This is a genomic window from Streptomyces sp. NPDC088725, from assembly GCF_044751305.1.
In the GTDB taxonomy this organism is placed as follows: domain Bacteria; phylum Actinomycetota; class Actinomycetes; order Streptomycetales; family Streptomycetaceae; genus Streptomyces.
This window is the reverse complement of the sequence record NZ_JBIVLO010000001.1, coordinates 192,405-215,408: the sequence shown is the minus strand read 5'-3', so window position 1 is coordinate 215,408 and position 23,004 is coordinate 192,405. Positions and strand designations below refer to the sequence as shown.

Below are 23,004 nucleotides of genomic sequence, written 5' to 3'. Positions count from 1 at the left end.
CGGGTTTCTCCGGAGCGCATGTGAAACAGCAGGATGAACGAATGGAGCGGTACGTGACCAGCGTGACGGAGACCGGCGACGGTCAGGGCGCGTTCGACACGGAGGAAACAGCGGATGAAGCCGTGGAATCCGCCGCTCCCGGCCCCACAGGTACCGCCTCTCTGACCCGCCTGGCCAAGTACGCGCCGGGCGCGCAGGTCCGGGTCCGCGACGAGCAGTGGCTGGTCAAAACCGTTACGCCGGTGGGTGACGAGGACTGGATGGTCGAGGCCACCGGAGTCTCCTCCTTCGTCCGCGGGACCGACGCCGTCTTCTACGACAAGCTCGACCACATCGAGGCCCTCGACCCGAAGAAGACCCTTCTGGTACCGGACGACTCACCGAACCACCGCAAGGCCCGCCTCTACCTGGAGGCGGTCATCCGCAAGACCGCGCTCCCGCAGACCGAGCACGGTCTCGCGCTGGCCGACAACTTCCTCATGGACCAGCAGACCCACCAGCTGCGCCCCGCCGAGCTGGCCTTGTCCAAGGAGAATCCGCAGCCGCGGGTCCTGATCGCCGACGTGGTGGGGCTGGGAAAGACCCTGGAGATCGGCATCCTGCTCGCCGAGCTCATCCGCCGCGGACGCGGCGAGCGCATCCTGGTGGTCACTCCGGCGCACGTCCTGGAACAGTTCCAGCGCGAGTTGTGGACCCGTTTCTCGATCCCGCTGGTCCGCCTGGACTCCACCGGTATCCAGCGCATCCAGCGGGACATCCCGGCCGGTCGCAACCCGTTCGCGTACTTCAAGCGCGCGATCATCTCCGTGGACACCTTGAAGAGCGACGTCTACGCCCATCACCTGGAGAACTCCCACTGGGACGCGGTGGTCATCGACGAGTCGCACAACCTGGTCAACCGCGGCACCAAGAACAACGACCTCGCCCGCGCCCTGGCCGAGCACACCGACGCGCTGATCCTCGCCTCCGCGACTCCACACAACGGTGCGACGGAGTCCTTTGCCGAGCTGATCCGGATGCTGGACAAGACGGCGATCGCGAACACGTCGGAGTACGAAGTGAAGGACCTCGGCCACCTGTACATCCGGCGGACCAAGACCGATCGCGAGGTCCGCGATTCCCTCAAGGGCAAGTGGGCCGACCGCGGCCCGTCCCGGCCGGTGGTCTGCGAGGCCGGGCCGAAGGAGCGGGCGGTCCTGGAAGAGCTCGCCGCGCGATGGACACCGCGCGATCCGGCCGCTTCCTCGGTGTGCGCGGACACGATGGTGGCCTACAACCTGCTGAAGTCGTTCCTGTCCTCGCACCGGGCCTTCCAGGACTCGGTCGTGGCGCGGCGGAAGGTCCTGGAGGCTCCCCTCAAGGTCAGGAGGGGGCAGGACCCGGCGGCCCGCGAGGCCGAACGCCGTATCGAGCGCGAGGCCATCGTGGATCTTGAGCGCCTTGCCGCCGGCATCGGCAACGACGACTCCGCGAAGCTCGAGGCACTGGTCCGCGAGCTGAAGGAGATCGGTGTGGGTCCCGGGTCCGACATGCGGGTCGTGGTCTTCTCGGAGCGCATCCCCACCCTGAAGTGGCTCGCCGAAGCGGTCCCGTCCAGGCTCGGTTTCCGGGCCGGGACCACGCTGGAGGAGTCCGTGGCTGAGTCGAAGCCTTGGCTGGCCTACGGCGGCGCGGTCCAGGTCATGCACGGCGAGGCCAGCAACGAGGACGAGCAGAAGGACATCGTCTCCAAGTTCGGGCTGAAGACCGACCCGGTCCGCGTCCTGTTCACCGGCGATGTCGCCTCCGAAGGCGTCAACCTGCACCAGCAGTGCCACCAGCTGATTCATTACGACCTTCCGTGGTCGCTGATCCGCATCGAGCAGCGCAACGGACGTATCGACCGTTACGGGCAGAGCAAGGCCCCTCAATTCCGGGCCCTGGTCCTCACCGGCGATGTGGAGTGGCGCACGGGTGAGAAGGACGAGCCGCTGTATCTGGACGACCGCCTGGTGGGCTCCAAGCTTCTGGCCCGTGAGGAGGAGGCACACCGGATCGAGGGCTCGGCTGAGGCCGTCACCGGTATCTACCGGGCGAAGGAGGAAGAGGACCGTCTGACGCGAGACTTGATCTCCGGGCGGACGGTCGAGGAATCCATCCAGAAGTCCAGCGGCGGCGCGAAGGCGATGCTCGGCCGGCTGATGAGCAACGTCGGCACCAAGAAGCCGACCGACGACGTGCCCGTTGCCACGGTGCCGAGCCTGTTCGGCGCCGCCGGTTCCACGGCCGCCTACTTCGACGAGGCGTTGCGCCAGACGTACTTCCCCGACAAGCCGGAGAACGTGCTCAAGCTGCGCCGTGAGGACGACGGCACGATCGCCTTCGAACCGCCGCCGGACCTGGTGTACCGGCTGAAGTCGCTGCCCAAGTCGTACCTGACCGACCAGGGCATCCTGCCGACCGCGAAGAAGGAGGGCCGACTGCGGCTCACCTTCGACAAGAGGCTCGCGGCCAGGCGTCTCGAGGTTGCCCGGGAGACCACCGAGAGCCAGTGGCCCAATGTCAGTTACGTGTCGGACGTCCATCCCGTCCTGGACTGGGTGACCGACAAGGCCTTGGCCGCCCTCCGCCACGACCAGGCGTTCGTCCTCGCCTTCGCCCCCGATCTCGAAGCGGCCGGAAAGCTGGACACGCGGCTGCCGGCCGACCTGGCCGGTCCGGTGTATCTGGTCCAGGGCATCCACTCCAATGCCGTGGGCCGCCCCACCGTCGTGGAGTGGATGGCCGTCGTCGGCCTGCCCACCGCACCGCGCGTTCTACGCATCGACGACGCCTTCCTCGCCGCGTGCAATGTCGGCCCGAAGATGCCCGGACGCGCCGCCCCCGCCGACCGCGAGGGGCTCCAGACACTGGTGCCGGCGGCCGTCGACGCGGCGACCGGATTCCTCACCGACCGGGCGGCGGAGTACAAGGAGGCGATCGACGCGGTGCTCGCCCCGTACGAGAAGCGGGTCGCCCGGTGGCAGCAGGACGCCCTGTTCGCCGCCTCGGCCCGCTCGCAGAAGGCCAAGCAGGACGTGAACCTCACGGCGAGCCGTCGCAAGTCCATGATCCGGTCGCTGCGGACCTCCGGAGCGCCGATGCTGCGCCTGCTCGGTGTCCTTGAACCGCTGTCCGCGACGCCTGCTGGCGTCACCGATGTATCCGCCGCGCCTGTTGCCGGAGAGACGATCGCCTGATGAGCACCGACTTCGACTCCTTCTCCAACCGCGGCGAGTACCTGTCCGCGTTCTACTTCGCCGAGCAGCTCGGCGACGGCCTCAAGAAGGGCATCTTCGCCGCCTGGGCTGATCGAGAGAGCGACGAGCACGACACGCGCCCCACGCCGCGCGAGTCGGTGCGGGCACTGCGCTCGACGTACCTGGACGAGAAGTACCGCGGCTTCTTCGCCGAGCAGGCCAAGGCCGACGAGCAGGACGACGAGTACCCGGACGCCGCGGCCTTCGAGGCCCGCCTCAACACCTACGGGGACGAGGAGTGGTGCGAGCGCGTTCAGGACTGGCACCGGCAGGTCCTCGCCGCGCTCGGCTTCCCCTCCGTCTCGGCGGAACCCACCGCACGGACCGTGACCGTACACCGCGCCGGGCGCGAGCACGAGGTGACCGTGGCCTGGCACGGCGACGGCATCGTGGCCCTGGACTGCGGCTGGTCGGCGAGCAACGACACGGCGCTCGACGCCGGCGGGTACGGCCGACTTCTCCACCCGCTGCGGGCGGGCAGCGGTGAGAGTTACGAGACCGGACAGGCGCTCGCCACCTGGTTGTTCCAGAGCGAGCTGGGTGAGGAGGGCGGCGCGGCCCCACGGTTCGTCCTGCTGCTGTGCGGCGGCGTCATCCTCCTTGCCGACCGCCACGCCTGGGGCGAGGGCCGCTACCTCTCCGCCAACCTCGACGCCGCCCTGGAGCGCAACGACCGCCGCCAGCACGGCGAACTCGCCACGATCGCGGGCCTGTTCAGCCACGATGTGCTCACGTCGTCCGAGGACGGCAAACCGCCGGCCATCGACGCGCTGGTCAAGTCCTCCCGCGACAACGCGGTCGGCGTCTCCGGAGAGCTGCGCGAAGGACTCCAGAAGTCCGTCGAGATCATCGCCAACGCGGTCCTTGAGCGCCTGGAGGAGTCCGGGCTCGACCCGCGCGACATCGAGCGCCCGGACTTGTCGTTCGCCCGGCAGCTCACCCGGGAGTCGCTGCGCTACCTCTACCGCATCTTGTTCTTGCTGTACGCCGAGGCCCGTCCCGAACTGGGTATCCTGCCCGCCGACGACGGCTCCTACGAGGCCGGCTACTCGATGGCGCGCCTGCGTGAGCTGGTCGAGCGCGACGAACTGTTGACCGAGGAGACGGCTCGTAACGGCTTCCACCTGCACGCCTCGCTGGACGTCCTCTTCAAGAAGGTCAACAACGGCTACCGGCCCTACGGGACCGAGCCGAACGACGAGCTGCCCGGCGACGACGAGGACACCCGTCGTCGAAAGGCGAAGTACCGGAGCGAGGACCGCGGACTACGCTTCGAGCCGCTGCGCAGCGAGCTGTTCGAGCGTGACTCCGTCCGCCTCATCGGCAACGAGACCCGCGACCCGCGCAGCGACGAGGACAGCGAGCCGGTCTGGCTGGACCTGCGACCGCGAAACGGCGCCCTGCACGAGGTGCTGCGTCTGCTGACCCTGAAGAAGGCCGAACGGGCCGGAGGTCGAACGGGCTTTATCTCCTACCGAAATCTCGGCATCAACCAGCTCGGGGCCGTGTACGAGGGGCTGATGTCGTACACCGGCATCATCGCCGAGGAAGAGCTGTGCGAGGTCGCCAAGGGCGGCGACCCGGCGAAGGGCTCCTGGCTGGTGCCCTCGCAGCGGCTCAAGGAGTACCCCGAGAACACCTGGGTGACGTACGACGACCGGGACGCGGTGAAGGGGCTGCGCGGTCCGAAGAAGTACCCGCCGGGCCGTTTCGTGTACCGCCTGGCGGGCCGTGACCGGGAGACATCCGCCTCGTACTACACGCCCGAGTCACTGACGAAGGTCACCGTCGAGCTGGCGCTCAAGCACCGGCTCGACCAGGAGCGCGACGCCGACGGAAACGTCGTGAAGACGCGTGCCTCGGAGCTGCTCAAGTACCGGATCTGTGAGCCCGCGCTGGGCTCGGGGGCATTCCTCAACGAGGCGATCAACCAGGTCGCCGAGGAGTACCTGCGGCGCCGGCAGGACGAACTGGGTGTCTCCGTACCGACGGGCGACGCGCTGACGGAGAAGCAGAAGGTCAAGGCCTACATCGCCCTGCACAACGCTTACGGAGTCGACCTCAACGCGACCGGCGTCGAACTGGCCGAGGTCTCGATGTGGCTGAACACCATGCATCCCGGGATGCGGGCCCCATGGTTCGGGCTGCATCTGCGGCGCGGCAACTCGCTGATCGGTGGACGGCGGGCCGTGTACGCGGCGGGGGACGTGGCCCCACTGAAGGGCAAGGCCCCCTGGCTCAACGCCAGGCCGCTCGCGCCGGAACCGCTGCCGTTCCTGACGGATGGAGCCAAGCAGCCGCTGCCGGACGGGGCGGTGCACCAGTTCCTGCTGCCGACACCGGGATGGGCGGCGGTCACGGGCGCGAGCGGCGACGCGAAGAAGCTGCTCGTGCAGCTGGCCGACGGCGGGGTGAAGGATCTCGCGGAGTGGAAGAAGGGGATCCTCAAGACGCCTGCACGGCGGCTGAACAAGAAGACCGGCGAGCCGATCCTCGACCGGAAGTCCGGCGCCGAGGCGGCCTCGCAGTACACGCGGCTGCGGGATGCGGCGCAGCGGGCGGAGTACCTGTGGTCTCTGGTCGTCAAGCGGATGGAGTTGTCGGAGCGCGAGATCGCCCGCAGCATCGACGTCTGGGGCGCGGACACGAAGGACGAGGAGTTCGCCTTCCTGCGGCGGGGCGAGGATGAACGGGACGGTGGTCCTGGCGGCATCCGGATGTCGAAGGAGAAGGTGTATGCGGACCTGTTCCGCGCGGCGGGAACTCCGTACTGGCGGCTCAAGCGCGTCATGGACGCGTGGTGCGCGCTGTGGTTCTGGCCGGTCGGGAAGGCGGGGCTGCTTGACGGGTCGGACGACGTGTATGCGGGTGCGCCGGTGGTGGGGAGTGAGGGCGCCGGCAGTATCGGCGACCTGATCGAGGCGATGTCCACGACGGTGGCGCCGCTGGGTGATGCGGTGCCACCCGTCGAGGCCGCGTCGGCGACTGGGGCTGCGGTGACCGCGCCTCTGTCCCCGCCCATGCCCACAAGCGTGCCGCGCTTCGTGGAGAACACCATGCTCTTCGCCATGGAGGGCGACCAGATCTCGATGTCCGACATCGAGGAGTCCTCCGACGGCGTGGTCCACGTGGAGGTCAAGGAGGTCGGCCCGTCGAAGACGACGGTGAAGACCAGGAAGCAGCCCGCCCCCGACCTCTCCCGCCCTGCTCGCCGCTCGCTCATCGCGCTGAAGGACCTCAACGACTGGCTGGACTTCCTGGAGGCCATGCTCGGCCGTGGACCGGTGCCGGACGCCGGCTCGCTCATCGGGTCCCTCAACACGCTGGAGGAGCTCAGCAAGTACGAGCAGCTCATCCAGAATGAGACAGAGATGGACATGGACCAGCGGGAACCGGAGGCACGCTTCCCCTGGATGGGTGCGGTCCGTGATATCGCCGAGGACCAGGGGTTCTTGCACTGGGAGTTGGATTTCGCGCTGGCCTTTGCCGAGGGTGGCGGGTTTGACCTTCAGGTGGGGAATCCACCGTGGGTGCGGCCGGAGTGGAAGGAGAACTCCGTCATCGCGGAGTTCGAGCCGTGGTTCATGCTGACGGAGAAGCCAGCGACGGCTGAGAGGAACCGGCGGCGGAAGGCGGAGCTGGCGAAGCCCAAGGTGACGGCGTACGCGCTGGGCGAGGCGACTTCGACGGTTACGACTGCGGATTACCTGGCCGCGCCCCAGGTGTACCCGTTGATCTCGGGGAGTCGGCCTGACCTGTACCGAGCGTTCATGTGTCAGGTATGGGCGCACGCAGCAGCAGTTGGAAGTGCGGGGCTAGTCCATCCGGATACCCACTTCAACGGGGACAAGGAGGCCACACTGCGAGAGGCGGCGTACCGACGACTGCGAGTGCACGGCGACTTCGTCAACTCGGGAAACCGCTTCTTCCCGCCGCCTGTTGGCAGATCCAGCCACTTCGGTGTGCACATCTACGGCGAGCACGGCGAGATCGACTTCCAGCATCTGTCCTGGCTCTTCTCCGTTGACACGCTTCGAGATTCCGGCACGCACGATGGCAGCGGTGACGCGCCGGGCGTCAAGTACGCAGGTGACTGGGATGAGCGGGCGCACAGCACCCGAGTCGTTCGCGTGACCCCGCACACCTTGGGCAGGTGGCAGCGGCTCGCCGGAGAGCAGGACGTTGATGTCGAGAAAGCGCGCCTGCTGACGCCAGTAAGCACAGCGGAAGACCCCGCGATCGACGCACTCGCGGACTATCCACTACGATTCGGGAGCTTCGACCCCCAGATTTTCGAGGGCTTCAACGAGACAAATGCCAAGAAGTCCATCAACGGCCCTGGCAAAGACACCCAGCTCATTGAGCACAACACGGACCACGATGACCGTGAGGACTATAAGGCCGAGTCCTGGGATGACGTCATCCTCAAGGGCCCCCAGCTCGGGGTCGCCAATCCGTTCTTCAAGCAGCCCAGCCAGGGGGGCGGCGAGGTACTCGGACTCAACCACGTCGAGCTGGCGTCGGACGCAGTACCGGAGTCGGAGTACCGCCGCGTGGCAAACAGCAACACGTATCTCGGCGCGCAGGAACAGTGGCTGGACCATATCGAGTTGGCGCGGCTACAGAGTTCCGATAGGGAAGTCAGGGAAGCGCGGGCCCGACTCGCACAAGAGTTGGAGTGCTCGCCTGCGCAAGTAACCACCGAGGCGTTGAACGAGGAGCTCCTCACCCAGGCGACGAAGCCGTACACGTCTTGTTACCGCCTCGCTTGGCGCAATCAAATCGCGCCGGATACCGAGCGCGCCTTGTACGTCGCGCTGCTGCCTCCGCGAGTAGCCCATCTAGGGGGCCTCAGGAGTGCCGTGGCAACTACGCCTATGGACACGGTCTTGGTGAGCGGTATGTGGTCTTCACTCCCGCTGGACTATTTCCTTCGGACGATCAACGTCTCTCACCTGCATGTGACACGGTCTAAGTCACTGCCGGCCCCCCACTCCGACCACCCTCTAGCCTCGGCCCTCCTCCTCCGCACTCTCCGCCTCAACTCCCTCACCACCGCCTACGCCGACCTCTGGCAGGAGCTCCACGACCCCGCCTGGTCCGCCTACGAGCCCTGGGCCCGCCCCTGGCCGCGCATGGCGACCGAACTCCACGCTGTCACCCCCACCTGGCAACGCGACACCCCCCTCCGTACCGAGTACGCCCGCCGCTCCGCCCTCGTGGAGATCGATGCGCTCGTCGCTGTCTGGCTCGGCATCGACGCGGACACGCTCGTCACCATGTACCGGGCCCGCTTCCCGATCATGCAGGACTTCGACTCGGTCACCTGGTTCGACTCCGCCGAGCGCAAGATCGCCGGGAATCGGTACACCTTCGGCCACGGTCAGACCAGCGACCACTGGAAGGCCTTCGAGAAGTACCAAGCCGACCCCGCCTTCAAGGCCTACCAGGCCGACCCCGCCAACAACCCCGCCCCCGAAACCCCCGTCCCCGACGGCTACACCGCCCCCTTCTACAAGGCCGAACGCGAGACCGAAATGCGCGAGGCCCACGCCTACTTCCAGAAGCGTCTCGATGCCGCCGTCGAGGCCGGCAAGTGGGACCCGGCAACGCAGGAGGTGCCCAAGCCGTGAGGCCGACGCTCGAGGCGCGGGGGCTCAAGGAGAGCCTGCTGCAGTACCTGTCCACCACCTACGCGCTGACCGACGAGGGCGCGCGCCAGGCGTTGCACCGGTTCCTGGGGGACGAGAACTCCGGGATGTTCCGGGGGCCGTTCCTCCGCTTGCGCACGCCGTTCGTCGCGGCCGACGCGTCCTGGACCAGGTATCTGGACTGGCGGCGGACCGACGGCTGGACACCGTACGCGCATCAGGCGAAGGCCTTCGGGCGGCTGTCCTCGGCGGGTGGTCGTACGCCGAAGCCCACCCTCGTGACGACCGGAACCGGTTCCGGCAAGACGGAGTCGTTCCTCTATCCCGTACTGGACCACTGCGCCCGCGAGCGGGCGGCCGGCCGGGCCGGGGTCAAGGCCGTCATCCTCTACCCGATGAACGCGCTCGCCACCGACCAGGCCCAGCGCATCAACGAGCTCCTGTGCGAACACGAGGCGCTGAAAAAGGTGCGGGCCGGGCTCTACATCGGCGACAAGGCGGCGACGCACTACGACCGGGTGTACACGCGCCGCTCGGACATGCAGATCTCGCCGCCCGACATCCTGATCACGAACTACAAGATGCTGGACCTGCTGCTCCAGCGGGCACAGGACGCCCCGCTGTGGGCGGACGCGGATATCCGGTACGTGGTCGTGGACGAGTTCCACACCTACGACGGCGCGCAGGGCACGGACGTCGCGATGCTCCTGCGCCGCCTCGCCTCGGCGGTCGGGGTGTCGGAGAAGGGCCGTCCACTGGGGCGGATCTGCCCGGTGGCGACCTCGGCGACGCTCGCCTCCGACAGCACGGACCAGGACGGGGTCCGCCAGCTGCTCGACGTCGCGACGCAGGTGTTCGGTACGGAGTTCGACGTGTCCTCGATCGTCGGGGAGCACCGGCAGACGGTGGACGAGTTCGTGCCGCCGAGCGGCTTCGATCCGATGCTGCCGATCCCGGTTCCGGACGAGTTGGCCACCCTCCCTGACCCCTCACTCGGCCAGGAGGAGTTCCTCGCGGTCGTCGAGGCCGTCACCGGCACCCGCGAGACCGACCCGCTCGTGCTCGGCGGCCTGTTGAAGAAGCACATGCTGACCTCGGCGGTGATGCATGCCCTGGACGGACAGGTGCGGACCGTGCCCGAGGTGCTGGACCTGATGTGGCGGCGGGGCGCGTTTTCCTGGGGCCAGACGATCACCCGGCAGCCGGAGGTGGCGGCGTCCGCCCTCGCCCGGCTCCTGGCGCTGCTCTCGGTGGCTCGTGATCCGGCCTCCACGACCGAGCGGCCGCGGCCCTTCGTGCAGGTCGAGGTGCATCAGTGGGCGCGGTCGGTGTCGCGGGTCGTACGCGGTGTGCTGCCGTGGCCCAAGGCCGAGTTCCAGTGGGACTCGGCCGGTTCCGCCCACCATTCGGGCGAGCAGCCGGCCCGTACCGCCCCGGTGACGACGGCGACCACGGGCGCGGCCGCGAACCTGTTTCTGCCGGCCGTCTACTGTCGTGACTGCGGCCGTTCGGGCTGGGCGGTGTTCTCCCCGGAGACCGACGACGCGGACGTACAGGTCGACACGCACAAGATCCGGCGAGCCTCGGTCAGCCAGGACAAAATGCGGGTCCGGAACCTGATCGCGGCCACCGAGAAGGAGGCCCAGGAGGGCTCCGGTGCCGCCCCGATGGAAGAGGCCGGACGCGGTGCGGGCCGCGGCGATACCGCCCTCGCGGCCACCAGCGCCGGGCAGTTGCGTGTACTGGACGGGCCGAAGCGTCGCCTGCGGCTGCCCGATCCGGTCGAGGACTACGACCAGGAGACCGGCGCGCCCCGGTTGGCGGGCTCCGACTCGGCCTTCGTCCTCGTCTACCTCGGGGACACCGCGACCACCGCCGCAGAGGACGACTGGTGCCCGGCCTGCGGCTCGCACAACGCGATCCGCTTCCTCGGTACCGGTGCCGCCGCCCTCGCCGCGGCCTCGGTCACCCAGCTGTTCACCGGCGGCGAGATGGACCGGGCGCAGGGTGAGGACAAGACCCTGATGTTCAACGACTCGGTGCAGGATGCCGCACACCGGGCCGGATTCGTGGCCAGCCGCTCGTACACCTTCTCCCTGCGCGCACTGTTCAAGAAGCACCTGTCGGAGGAGACCCCGACCGCGCTGCACGACCTGATCGCCGACGTGGTCGCGGCGACCACCGACCGCGAGACCCTTGCCGCCGTCGTCCCCACCGACCTGCACGACTTCAAGGGCGTCAAGCGGCTCCTGTCCGGTCAGGGGCGAGGCGGGGACAGGAAGACCTGGGAACTGATCGGCGAGCGCTTCGCGTTCGAGGCGCTGATGGAGTTCGGCTTCCGCTCCCGCAACGGCCGCACCCTGGAACTCACTCGCACCGCCGCCGCCCACGTGCGCATCGAGGACCCTGCCGCCGCGATCGCCCTGGTCAAAGCCGCGCACACCGAGCCGTACGGGCGCGGCGGCGGGCTGCCGGTCATCGAACAGGACGACGCCCGCTACCTCGGGTTCCTGCGGATCTTCCTGGAGCGGCTGCGGACCCGGGGCGCGATCGGTCACAAGTGGCTGGAGGGGTACCTCTCGGAGGCCGGTACCAGCCGGTACTTCATCTGGGGCAAGCGGCCTCCCGGTATGCGCGCCTTCCCCAAGGGCATCGCGGCCCCGGTGTTCCTGCTCAGCGCCCCCAGGACGAGGAGCGAGTTCGACTTCGCGACCGGACGTCTCTCCTGGTACGAGCGGTGGGCGCAGCGCACGCTCGGGCTGCCGCGAGAGCAGGCCGCGGAGTTCTGGTCGCGGCTGCTGCCCGCGCTGGTCGAGGCGGGCCTGCTCTCGGTGCGCACTCCAACCGACGGCAGCCTGCGCGTCTACGGTCTGAAGCCGGGCGCGATCGACGTACAGCTGTTGAGGGACGCCGAGGTGAACGAGGCGTTCGTCCGCTGCCCGGACTGCTTCTGGGAGCAGACCGTCCACCCCGGCCTACTCGCGCAGTGGGACGGGCAGCGCTGCCCGTCCTACCGCTGCCGCACCGGCCTGCTCGTCGCGGGCGACCGGCCCGAGGGGCTCGGCAAGCACCAGCGGGACCGTAACTACCGCGAGGACTACTACCGCAGGCTGTACCGGAAGGCGGGCACGTACCAGGTCATCACGGCTGAGCACACGGGCATGCTGACCCGGCCGGAGCGGGAGCGGGTCGAGGCGGCGTTCAAGGACGGCAGCGGGTTCAAGGATCCCAATGTGCTGTCCTGTACGCCGACGCTCGAAATGGGCATCGACATCGGCGACCTGTCGGCCGTCGTGCTCGCCGCGCTGCCCAGGCGCGCTGCCAACTACGCCCAGCAGGTGGGCCGGGCCGGGCGCCGCACCGGAAACGCGTTCCTGCTGACCATCCCCGACCGCAGCCGCCGAGACCTGTACTACCTGGAGCAGCCGCGCGAGATGATCGCCGGGCAGATCGTGCCGCCGGGCAGTCACCTGTCGGCCATCGAGATCCTGCGCCGCCAGTACCTCGCACATCTCCTCGACCTCGCCGCGCGGGGCCGGCTGTCGCGCGCTGACGGCCGTCCGCTGCCCGCGGTCGTACGGGACGCCCCGGCCCTCTTCGGCCCCTCCGGATACCTCGCCGATCTCGTCGAAGCGGCGCTCGCAGACGCTTCGAACCTGGTCGAGGGGTTCCTGGACCTGTTCCCCGTCGGCGTCAACGAACAGGCCGCCGACGACCTGCGGGCCTTCGCCGGGCGAGGGCTGCGCAGCGCGGTGGAGCGGGCCGAGCGACAGTGGCTCCACGCCGAGGAGGTGCTGCGGCGGCGACTGCGGTACATCGCGGAGGCCCGCGACGAACTCCACGACACCGAGGACGAGCAGCGCGACCGCAAGGCTGAACTCGACGCAGAACACCGGGCGCTCGGCAAGCGCCTGAGCAAGCTCGGGCTCATCACCGCCCAGCAGGCCCTGTGTGATCTCGGGCTGCTGCCGAACTACGCGCTCATCGACTCCGTCACCACCCTCAACGCGACGCTGTACTGGGTCGACGGTATGGATCCGCACACCGGCCGGGACCGCTTCGACTCCAAGATCCGCTCATACGACCGGCCCCGGCGCTATGCCCTGTCCGAACTCGCTCCCGGCAACACGTTCTACGTCAATGGCTACAAGCACCAGATCACCGGCATCGACATCGGCAGCCCCTCTCAGCCGGACTGGAAGGCCTGGCGCTTCTGCCCGGAGTGTGGCTACGTCCGCACCGAGGACGCCCAGGACGACCGCTCGCCATGCCCGCGCTGCGGCAGCACCGGGATCGCGGACGACGGCTCCTGCCTGCACCAGGTCATCGAGCCCAGGACCGTCACCTCCCGCGACAAGCGCGAGGACGCCCGTATCGGCGACGACAAGGACGACCGGGAACAGCGCTATTACACCGTCATCGACGCGGTGGACATCCCGCGGGAGGAGATCAAGCACGGCGCGTCCTGGCGGCACGCCCACCACACCTTCGGCGTCGACTACTGCCGCAAGGCGGTGATTCGCCGCATCAACGTCGGCCCGATGCGGTTCGACAGTCAGAGCGAGGACGAACTCGCCGGGCAGGACGTCCGCATGGCCCCGTTCTACGTGTGCACCGCGTGCGGGGCGGCGACCGCCGACGGCAAACCGGTCTTCGATCACGCCACCGACGCCTTGGACTCCTCGGCCGCCCGCAACCCGAAGGTCAAGCACCATCAGCCGTGGTGCCCGCTGCGGCGTGGGAAGAAGCCCGCTACCGTGCCCCAGCAGTCGGTGCTCCTCGCCCACCAGCTGAACACCGAGGCGCTGCGGGTGCTCCTTCCGGCGGCCACCGTGCTCGTCGAGGAGAAGATCTACTCCTTCAAGGCCGCACTGCGGCTCGGCGTCGACCGGCAGTTCGGCGGCGACCCCGCGCACCTGGACACCACGCTGGCCCGTATGCCCGACCAGGCCACCGGCGAGAAGCGCCACTTCCTGGTGCTCTTCGACCGGCTGCCCGGCGGCACAGGATATCTGGACCGGCTGACCAACCCCGGCGACTTCAAGGAGACGCTCCTCAAAGCCCGTGCCACGCTCCTCGCATGCCCCTGCAAGGACGAGGGTCTGCGGGCCTGCCACCGCTGTCTGCACCGCTACACCGAGGAACGCCACCAGGACGTCGTCTCACGCCACGAAGCCCTGGAGATCCTCGGTGACCTCCTCGGCCCGGTCGACGAGAACGGCGAGGCACTGCGCGACGCCGACGGCAACCCCGTCGACGGCTGGGCTGTTACCAAGGTGGCGTCCACCGAACTGATCGGCCTGGACAAGCAGGTCGAGTCCGACCTGGAGGCCCGCTTCCTGGCCGCCCTGCGCAAGTGGAGCGAGAACCAGGACGACGCCGCACTCGACGAGAGTGGAACGAACAGCGGTTACCTTCGCTTCACCGGTTCCAACGTCAGTGCTGGAGAGGCCGCCGATACCGGGTCCGTACGCTCGACCGGCTGGCGGCTCACCGCCCAGCGCAACATGGAGCACACCCGCACCGACTTCACCTTCGAATCCACCGACGGCCCCCGCCGGCTCGTCACCGTCTACCTCGACGGCCACCGATACCACGCCAGCCGCAAGCACAACCAGATCGCGCCCGACTGCACCAAGCGCAACCACCTGCGGGCCGACGGGCACATCGTCTTCCAGATCACCTGGGACGACCTGGAGCTCTTCGAAAAAGGCGACGCCGCCAAGGCGCAGCCGGTGTGGCCGCCCTACCGGCGCATCGGCCAGGACACCGCCAAGGAGTGGTACGAGGAGCTGGGCGGCGACCGTGCCCACTTCTCGGCCGCTGTGTTCGCCAATCCCATCGACACTCTCCTCGCATACCTGCGCCGGCCCTCCCGTTCCGTATGGGGGCGGCGGGCCAAGGCGCTGGTCGGCGGGCTGATGAGCGCGCCGGAGCCGCTCGTGCAACAGGCCGACCGGGACCAGGCACGCGAAGCCGTACGGGCCGCCCTCACCGCTCTCGGCCGCAATCAGATGCCGGGGCCGGAAGCCGGGGAAGGCGACGGAGCGATCCTCGTCCTGCACGCCGTGGACGAAAACGGGCTGCCGCTGATCTACACCGTGGATGCCTCAGGCCAGGAACCGGGTTGGAGCGCCATCGCCGTACTCGACGACCGCACGGCGAGCCTGGGCACCGCCGAACACAAGCTGATGTGGCGGTCCTGGCTGTACTGGTCGAACCTGCTGCAGTTCCTGGCCTTCGCCGGCGGCGACGGCATCCAGCTCTCGAGCAGCCAGGCCGCCGACTACCCGGTGGAGGTCCTCACCATCGGCGGCGGCGTCGGCGAACTCGAATCGCTGATCGCCCAGCGGAACCCGGCTGCCAACGAGGTGAGTTCGGTGGTGGACAGCCGCACCGCCGTACTCGCCGGTGCGGCCGACGCCGAATCGACGGAGGAGTCCTCCCTGGAGAAGGTGGTCGCCGGCGTCCTGCGGGACCGGGCCTGGGACGAGGACATCATCGAGCTCCTTGAGGAGGACGAACCGGAATCCGACCTCACCCGGCTGGCCAAGAAAGTCGCAGCCAAGGGCAAGAAGGCCCCTGTCTTCGGCTACGAACTCGGCGAACGGGGCTGGCAGACGGACTTCGCCTGGACCGATTCCCAGATCAAGATCGCCGTCGTCGTGGCCCCGGACACACACGGATCCCAAGCCGAGGAAGAGCGCCGCAAACGCGACGATGCATATGCCGCCGACGGCTGGACCGTACGTACCGCCACCGACTGGCTCGACCACCTCGACACCCTCTTGACGCTCCTCCCCGACACGGAAGGATCCAACTCCTGATGACCGCCCGGCTCAGCCTGTATGAGAAGGCCGAACACGAGCTGTACAAGCTCGACCGCTCGGTCAAGGGGAAGTTCTACGACTTCTGCCACCGATTCCGGCAGAACCCCGACCACCCCGGCCTCGACCTCAAGCCCCTCAGGGGCGACGGACGGGTCTTCCGCGCGAAGATCGACCAGTCCTATCGGGCTCTCCTGGCCAGGGCCGGCGTGGACGAGCGCGGCAAGGAGCGGTGGCTCGTCGTCGCGGTACGCCACCGCAAGCACGTTTACGAAGAACTCTCCGTCGCCATCAACCGTGTCACCGGTGAGATCGAGTTCGTCGACCTGTCCGTCGTCGGGAAGAGTGTGCTGCAGCGCGCCGGCGTCACCCTCACCCCGGTCGACCCGACGCCCGAGGCCGAGCTCCAGCAGCTGGCGCCGGCCCCGGAGGTTCACGAGTCGGTCGTCGTAGAACCCGCCGCACGGCTCCTCTCCGGTATCACCGGCGAGGACCTGCGGTCGCTCGGTGTCGCCGCACAGCTCATCAACCTCGCACTCGCCGTCACCGAGAGCGGCGAGCTCGACCAGCTGGTCTCCGGCGCCCCGCTCCTGACCAAGGACATCCTCTACGGCCTCGCCGCCGGAATGTCCATCGGCGAGGTCCGGCGCGAGATCACGGCCCCCGTCGAGGTCGAACTCGCCGACACCGAACATGACGACCTCGGCGCGGCGCTGGCCCGCACCACCGTCACCACCATCGACGACGACCTCCGCGTCGTACTGGAAGAAGGCGACTTCCGGGCCTGGAAGGTCTTCCTGCACCCTGCCCAGGCCAAGCTCGTCGACCGCCGTTACAACGGTCCCGCCCGGGTCTCCGGCGGCCCCGGAACCGGCAAGACGATTGTCGCCCTCCACCGGGTCAAGTACCTTGCCCAGCAGCTCCCTCCCGGCCACAACAAGCCCATCCTGCTCACCACCTTCACCACCAATCTCACCGTCGACCTCCGCGCCCGCCTCTCCTCCCTCCTCGAGCCCCACCTGGTCGCCCGCGTCGAAATCACCAACATCGACAAGCTCGCGGCCCGTGTCCTCAACGAGAACTCACTCAGCGGCAGCGGCAAGCAGCGCATCTACGACAGCGTCGCGATCGGAATCCTCCAACGCCTCCTGTTCGAACTCGACGAGAAGCGCTGGGAGCCCGAGTTCCTCTACGAGGAATGGGAACAGGTGATCCTCGGCCAGTCACTCGGCAACCGCAAGGCGTACTTCGACGCCCGCCGCGCAGGCCGCGGCCGGTCCGTCAGCCGCCCCGAACGCGCCCAGATCTGGAAGATCCTCGAGCAGTTCACCGCCCGCCTCGACAAGGAGAACCGCGAAACCTGGGGCCAGGCCGCCGAACGCGCAGCCCGCTTCGAAATGGAACGCGCTGCCAAGATCCAGGCCAGGCAGGACCGTAAGGACGAGGTCGGCGGCAAGGACCTCATCCACCGCGACGACAGCTCCGGCATGCGCTACATCGCCCACCGCTACCAGCATGTCGTCGTCGACGAGGCCCAGGACCTGCGCCCCGCCCATTGGAAGATGCTTCGCGCCATGGTCGCCGCCGGCCCCGACGACATGTTCATCGCGGGCGACACCTACCAGCGCATCTACGACCAGCAGGTCACTCTCGGCACCGTCGGCGTCAACATCCGAGGCCGCTCCTCCCGCCTCACCCTCAGCTACCGCACCACCAAGGAGATCCTCGCCCGCGCGATGCAGGTCGTCGACGCCAAGGGCGAAGCCCCCGCCTACGACGACCTCGACGACGGCACCGACACCCTTGCCGGCTACCGCTCCGTCCTTCGCGGCCCCGTCCCCGAACTCGCCCCCTGCGACACCTGGGACGACGAACTCACCCAACTCGGTGCCACCCTCCACGCCTGGCGCGAAGAACTCACTTCCGGCGACGGCGGCAACAACCCGCGCCGCGACCCCCGCGGCAACATCGCCGTCTGCGTCGCCGACCGCGACTCCGTCAACCAGGTCATGTACTACCTCGCCACCGCGGCCGGCATCACCGTGGCCGAACTCACCAAGGACGGCGTCAAGGGCGACGGCGAAGTCCACGTCGGCACCATGCACCGCTTCAAGGGCCTCGAATACCAGAAGCTCGCCATCGTCGGCGCCCGCGACGGTGTCATCCCCCGCACCGCAGTCATCGACCGCTACCGCGAATCCGACCCTCAGCGCTACGCCCGCGAGGAACGCAAGGCGCGCTCCCTCCTGTTCGTCGCCGCTACCCGCGCCCGCGACACCCTCCGCATCAGCTGGCACGGGGCACCGAGCCCCTATATCTCACGATGGTGAAAGACGAGGGCCTGCCCGGCGAGGGACGCGCAGGCTGTGCTTGATGACCGTCCTACAAGGCTCTGCATCGTGTGATGCTGAACCGGAGGTCGTTGTCTGGACGAGTCAGCTGGAGTCTTCGAGCCGATTTCCCAGCCGTCCCTCTGCGTCGCGCTCGATGTGAGCCGACATGGCGTTCGGCTGGTAGTCAGTCAGCGGGTGAGGTCGAGTTCGGTGCTTGTCCGGGGCGACTGGGATGCTTGGCGGCTTTGTCGGAGACCAGGCAGACGATCGCGATGCGGGTCGCACCATACGTCTCACGGCGGCCTGTGAACCGCAGGAGCGGAGCCCACTGCCGAGGTCATCCGCCGACACCACGGGGAACGGCCACTGGCTTTGTTCACGAGAACCGACAGCGATGTTCACCACTTCGGAAGGCACTACTACCTGGTGCTGTTCGATTGCGTAGTTCCGGAGTGTGGGCACCGACGTTGTCTGGCAGTCGGCTAGAAGAGACCGGCTTGTATGTGGTGCGTGAGGTTGTCGAGGATCTCGCGCAGCCACGGGCTGCGGACCGCCGGCAATCGGACCAGGGTGTGCTGGAAGGTTCCTGGGTCGGCTCGGAACAGGTGATGGGGGCGTGGCGGGGGCGGGTCGTCGCGCAGTACCCCGTCGGGCATGGTTCCCGAGGTGGGGAGGTAGAGGTGTGGTTCAGGGAAGGCCATCCACTTCCATATCCCGAACGGCAGCGGCACCGGGCGTGCAGCTCCGTCCGGGCTGGCCGGGCTCCAGAGTTTCCCCGTCTGCGGGTGGGTTGGCACGAGAACCATGTCGGCGTCCGGGCCAGGGGCGGACAGCCCCGGACCGGCCAGGACGGCGCGTCGCGCTGGCCGGTCCGGAGGCAGCAGGGCGTCGAGGACGCGTTGGAACACTTCCGTGATCAGGCCGGGCGGGACCGTCACAGGTCGCCCGTCGGAGGCTGTCAGGAGGTAGGCCAGGGCCCGACCAGCTGCCGCTTCCCACTGTGGACTCCATGACCACCAGTGGTCCAGCCCGAGAAGCGATCCCCATCTGCTGACCGGCTCCATCGGGGGCGTGGCTATCTCCTTCTCCAGCAGTTCCTTCCAGGAGAGGATGGCGGTGTCGGTGTCGTCGACGGGGAGGCGGTGCACGGCGTCCGGCGCGAGCCAGACCGCCTGCCAGAGTGAGCAGTCGTCGATCCGGCTCGCCACCGGCAGGCCGCACGCCTCGCAGGCCATGTTGGGGCCGTCACCCCAGTCGAGGCCGCAGCAGTAGCCGTCGGCTTCGTTCGGGATGAGCACGGTGCCGCGGGCATCCCCGGGGGCGATGACAACGGTGCCGGGTGCGCTGTCGGACAAGGAGTAGAGCGGGGCGTAGATGCCGCGGGCCTCCGCCTCGTCCGGGTCGATATCCTCCCACCTCCGCCACGGTGGCCCGCAGGGCTCCGGTTCCACGGCGAATGTGCCCGGCTCCATGAGTACCGGGAGCTGGATCCCGTTCCCGTATTTCTGATGGGCGTGGACCGGCAGCGCGACCGGGGACAGCGGGATGGTCAGCTCGGCGCCGCATCCCGCACACACGAAAACGAACAAATGTCCTCCGCGAAGAAAGCAGGGGCATCGTTGCAGCTCCGTGGCGGACCTTCCACGTGTTTTCTCATCTGCGGCGCGGGACTGTGCACTGCCACGGTGTGTAACGCACTGTTCGAATCCCCGGCGTGCCGGGTGCCTCCCGAAGTGGTGAACATCTGCTGTCGGTTCTCGTGAACAAAGCCAGGCGAGATTGCGACGCAAAGGGATTGACCACCCGGGCCGGGTTCGGCTCGGGTGGCCGGCCGGCCTGAGCGGTCGGCCCGTCCGCGCCCCCGAGGACACACCGAGCGGCCCGTGTGTCCCCGGGCGAGGTTTCAGGCGCGGGAGAACCAGCGTTCGTGTTCGGCGGCCGTGACCTCGGTGTCCGGGGCCGATCCGCCGGGCAGAGCGTCGAGTTCGAGCTGTGCGACCTTGGCGTAGTGGGTGGCCACACCGGGCGTGAGGAGCGCGCCGGTCAGCGGGCTGTCACGGAAAGCGCCGAGCGCCGCGCCGAGGGTCTGGTGGACCGGGGGTGCGGTGTGGTCGGCGTACGCGTTCCCGGCGCACGGTGGCGGCGGCTTCAGCGCGTTCTCGATGCCGTACTCGATGGCGGCCAGTGCGGCGGTCAGGGCCAGGTACGGGTTCGCGTCCGCGCCGGGCAGCCGTATTTCGAGGTGGGGGTTCTCCCGTCCCACGACGCGTACGGCGCACGTCCTGTTGTCGTGTCCCCAGGTGAAGCTGGTGGGGGCGCCGGTCTCCGGGGCGTAGCGGCGGTAGGAGTTGGCGTTCGGCGCCCACAGGGGTGTGAGGTCGGGCAGGGCGGTGAGCAGCCCGGCGACGGCGTGCTCGCCCAATGGTGAGAGGCCGCCCGCGGTGTCGGTGAAGGCGGGCGCGCCGTCCCGCCACAGGGACAGGTGCAGATGCAGGCCGCTGGCCGACCCGTTCTGCGGTGTCGCCATGAAGGTCGGGGCGAGCCTCGTGCGATGGCCGGTGTGCCGGGCGACGCGTTTGAACAGGGTGTGTCCGTCGCATGCCGCCATCGGGTCGCCGTAAGGGAAGGTGATCTCCACCTGGCCGGGCGCGGCCTCGGATTTGGCGGCCTCGATGGGCAGTCCCGCCTGTTCCAACGCGTCCTGGAGCAGGCGCAGATAGCGGCTCGTCGCCGGGTCGAGGTCCAGGGCGAAGTCGCGGTTCCGCGCCGAAACGGGCCGCAGCCGCTGGTGGTTGGTCTCTTCGAGGTGCAGGTGGCTGCCCCGGTAGAGGGTGAACTCGGTCTCGATGCCGGTCCTGACGTGCAGACCGCGCGCGGCCAGCCGGTCGAGCGCACGGCTGAGCACGCGCCGGGGGGACACCTCTACGGGCCGGCCGTCGAGGAAGGCGTCCGCGTGGACGAGCACGGTTCCATGGTCCCAGGGCACCGTGCGGATCGTCGTCAGGTCGGGTCGCACCTGGAAGTCTCCGATGCCGGAGTCCCAGGAGACGAGTTCGAAGTCGGTCGGCGGCAGCATGTCGGCGTCCGTGGCCAGGACGTAGGCGCACATGTCCGAGCCGTCCGGCACCACGTGGTCCAGGAAGTGCCTGACGTGGTGACGCTTGCCCTGCTGGCGGCCCTGGATGTCGGTGAGCGCGAGTTCCACGGTGGTGACGCGGCCGTGGCCGGCCTCCTCCCTCAACTGGTCGAGGGTGAGCCGGCCACCGCGCGCGTGCCACTCCTGGTGCGGGGCGGACATCAGATGAACTCCTCGACGCTCTCCCGGTCGTGGCTGGCCCGGGTCGGGGTGGGCGGGTTGTACGCCTTGCGCGCGAAGGGCCACCGCAGTTCGGCGAGCAGCAGGACGGCGATGAGCGCCACCGGCGCGTAGTTGAACGACTCCACCGTGACGGGGCTGCGCTGGGGCAGGCAGAACAGGACGGTCACGAACACGACCCAGACCACGGCCACCCAGCCGACCGGCTTGCTCCAACGGCCGAGGTGCCAGGGGCCCTTGGTGAACCTCTTGCCGTGGTAGAGCCGCAGGACGATCGGGATGGCGTACGCGGGTGTCATGCCGACGATGTTGATGGCGGAGACAGCGACGAACGCGGTGGGCGAGTACAGGCTCGGCAGGGTGATCAGGCAGGCGGCGCCGACGACCAGCCACACGGCCAGGTGCGGGGTCTGATTGCGGCTCAGCCGCCGCCAGAGGCCGGATCCCGGCAGCGCGCCGTCCCGGGAGAACGCGAACACCATCCGGCTGCCCGCCGAGACCTCCGCGTTGCCGCCGCACAGCAGCACGACGATGACCACGAGCATCAGGGCTGTCGCGCCGTCGGTTCCGACCGCGTCCGCGAAGATCTGCGCCGGGGGCACGGCCGCGGAGGCGGTGGTGGAGTAATCCTTGATGGCGGACGCCATGGTGGCCAGGAGGACGAAACCCACCACCCAGGAGACCCAGATGGACCGGACGATCCCACGCGGTGCGGACACGGCGGCCTGGCTCGTCTCCTCCGACATGTGCGCGGAGGCGTCGTAGCCGACCAGTGTGCCCTGCGCGATCGCGAGGCCGATGCCGGTGACGTACAACGAGCTTGTCCAGCCTGTGGTGTTGCTGAATTCACCGAAGACGAACGACGCCGGCTGGTGGCTGTCGGGGGCGATCCACAGCACACCGAGGATGACGGCCACACCGGCCAGATGCCACCACACACTGATGGAGTTCAGCACACTGACCAGCCGCACACCGGCCAGGTTCAGGAGGGCGTGGAGCAGCAGAATCGCCACGAAGATGAGCATCGTCTGCCCGGAACTCACGACGATCGACCACTGGAGGTCGAGGACTCCGCCGATGAACAGGGCGCAGCCGTAGTCGATCACGGCGATGCCGCCGAGCAGGCCCAGCAGGTTCAGCCATCCGGTGTAGAAACCCCAGCGGCGCCCGCCGAGTTGGTCGGCCATGTAGAACATGGCGCCCGAGGTGGGGTAGGCGCTGGTCACTTCGGCGAGTGCCATACCGACGAAGAGCACGAAGAAGCCGACCGCGGCCCAGCCCCACAGCATGACCGCCGGGCCGCCGGCGATCAGCCCGGGGCCGTACAGCGCCATGCAGCCGCCCAGCACGGAGATGACGCTGAAGCTCACCGCGAAGTTGCCGAAGCCGCCCATCCGCCGCGCCAGGACCGGTTCGTAGCCGAGGTCCGCCAACTGCTTGTTGTCGTCGTCCCCCTGCCCGGAGCCGGGTACGGGGTGTGGTCGTTTCGCGCGAAACACAGGAACCTCCAGAACGGATGGGATCAGTTGGGCGGCATCAGTCGGTACAGGCGTTCAGCGGTGGGCAGTTACCGGCGGGCGGTCACGGACGGCCCGGCCC

7 protein-coding genes are annotated in these 23,004 nt (G+C 68.6%); 4 read left to right on the top strand and 3 right to left on the bottom strand.

Going from position 1 to position 23,004, the window contains the following annotated elements; translation table 11 throughout:
• Window positions 1–53 precede the first annotated feature (53 nt).
• Genes ACIP6N_RS00870 through ACIP6N_RS00855 form a run of 4 tightly spaced genes read left to right on the top strand, consistent with a single transcriptional unit; the run spans window position 54 to window position 18,086 of the window.
• Window positions 54–3,218: an SNF2-related protein gene (locus tag ACIP6N_RS00870; RefSeq protein WP_401811775.1), complete on the top strand. Its 3,165-nt coding sequence runs from the start codon at window positions 54–56 to the stop codon at window positions 3,216–3,218.
• A complete protein-coding gene (locus tag ACIP6N_RS00865; protein ID WP_401811774.1) occupies window positions 3,218–8,911 on the top strand; it encodes a hypothetical protein in 5,694 nt (1,897 codons plus the stop codon). The genes ACIP6N_RS00870 and ACIP6N_RS00865 overlap by 1 nt, the downstream gene beginning before the upstream one ends.
• A complete protein-coding gene (locus ACIP6N_RS00860) occupies window positions 8,908–15,756 on the top strand; it encodes a DEAD/DEAH box helicase (protein WP_401811772.1) in 6,849 nt (2,282 codons plus the stop codon). Before ACIP6N_RS00865 ends, ACIP6N_RS00860 begins: the two co-directional genes overlap by 4 nt.
• Window positions 15,756–18,086 (top strand): UvrD-helicase domain-containing protein, encoded by a 2,331-nt coding sequence (locus ACIP6N_RS00855; protein WP_401811770.1) that lies wholly within the window; start codon window positions 15,756–15,758, stop codon window positions 18,084–18,086. Before ACIP6N_RS00860 ends, ACIP6N_RS00855 begins: the two co-directional genes overlap by 1 nt.
• A 485-nt stretch (window positions 18,087–18,571) precedes the next feature.
• On the opposite strand, the gene ACIP6N_RS00850 is transcribed toward ACIP6N_RS00855, so the two are convergent.
• From ACIP6N_RS00850 to ACIP6N_RS00840, 3 genes are all read right to left on the bottom strand, one after another.
• Window positions 18,572–19,678, bottom strand: a complete 1,107-nt coding sequence (locus tag ACIP6N_RS00850; protein WP_401811769.1) for a hypothetical protein — start codon at window positions 19,676–19,678, stop codon at window positions 18,572–18,574.
• 314 nt (window positions 19,679–19,992) lie between these two features.
• Complete coding sequence (locus tag ACIP6N_RS00845; protein WP_401811767.1) at window positions 19,993–21,387, bottom strand: glutamine synthetase family protein; 1,395 nt, start codon at window positions 21,385–21,387, stop codon at window positions 19,993–19,995.
• Window positions 21,387–22,904 carry an amino acid permease gene (locus ACIP6N_RS00840; protein ID WP_401811765.1) on the bottom strand — a complete coding sequence of 506 codons (1,518 nt, stop codon included), beginning with the start codon at window positions 22,902–22,904 and terminating at the stop codon, window positions 21,387–21,389. The genes ACIP6N_RS00845 and ACIP6N_RS00840 overlap by 1 nt, the downstream gene beginning before the upstream one ends.
• Window positions 22,905–23,004: the final 100 nt, after the last annotated feature.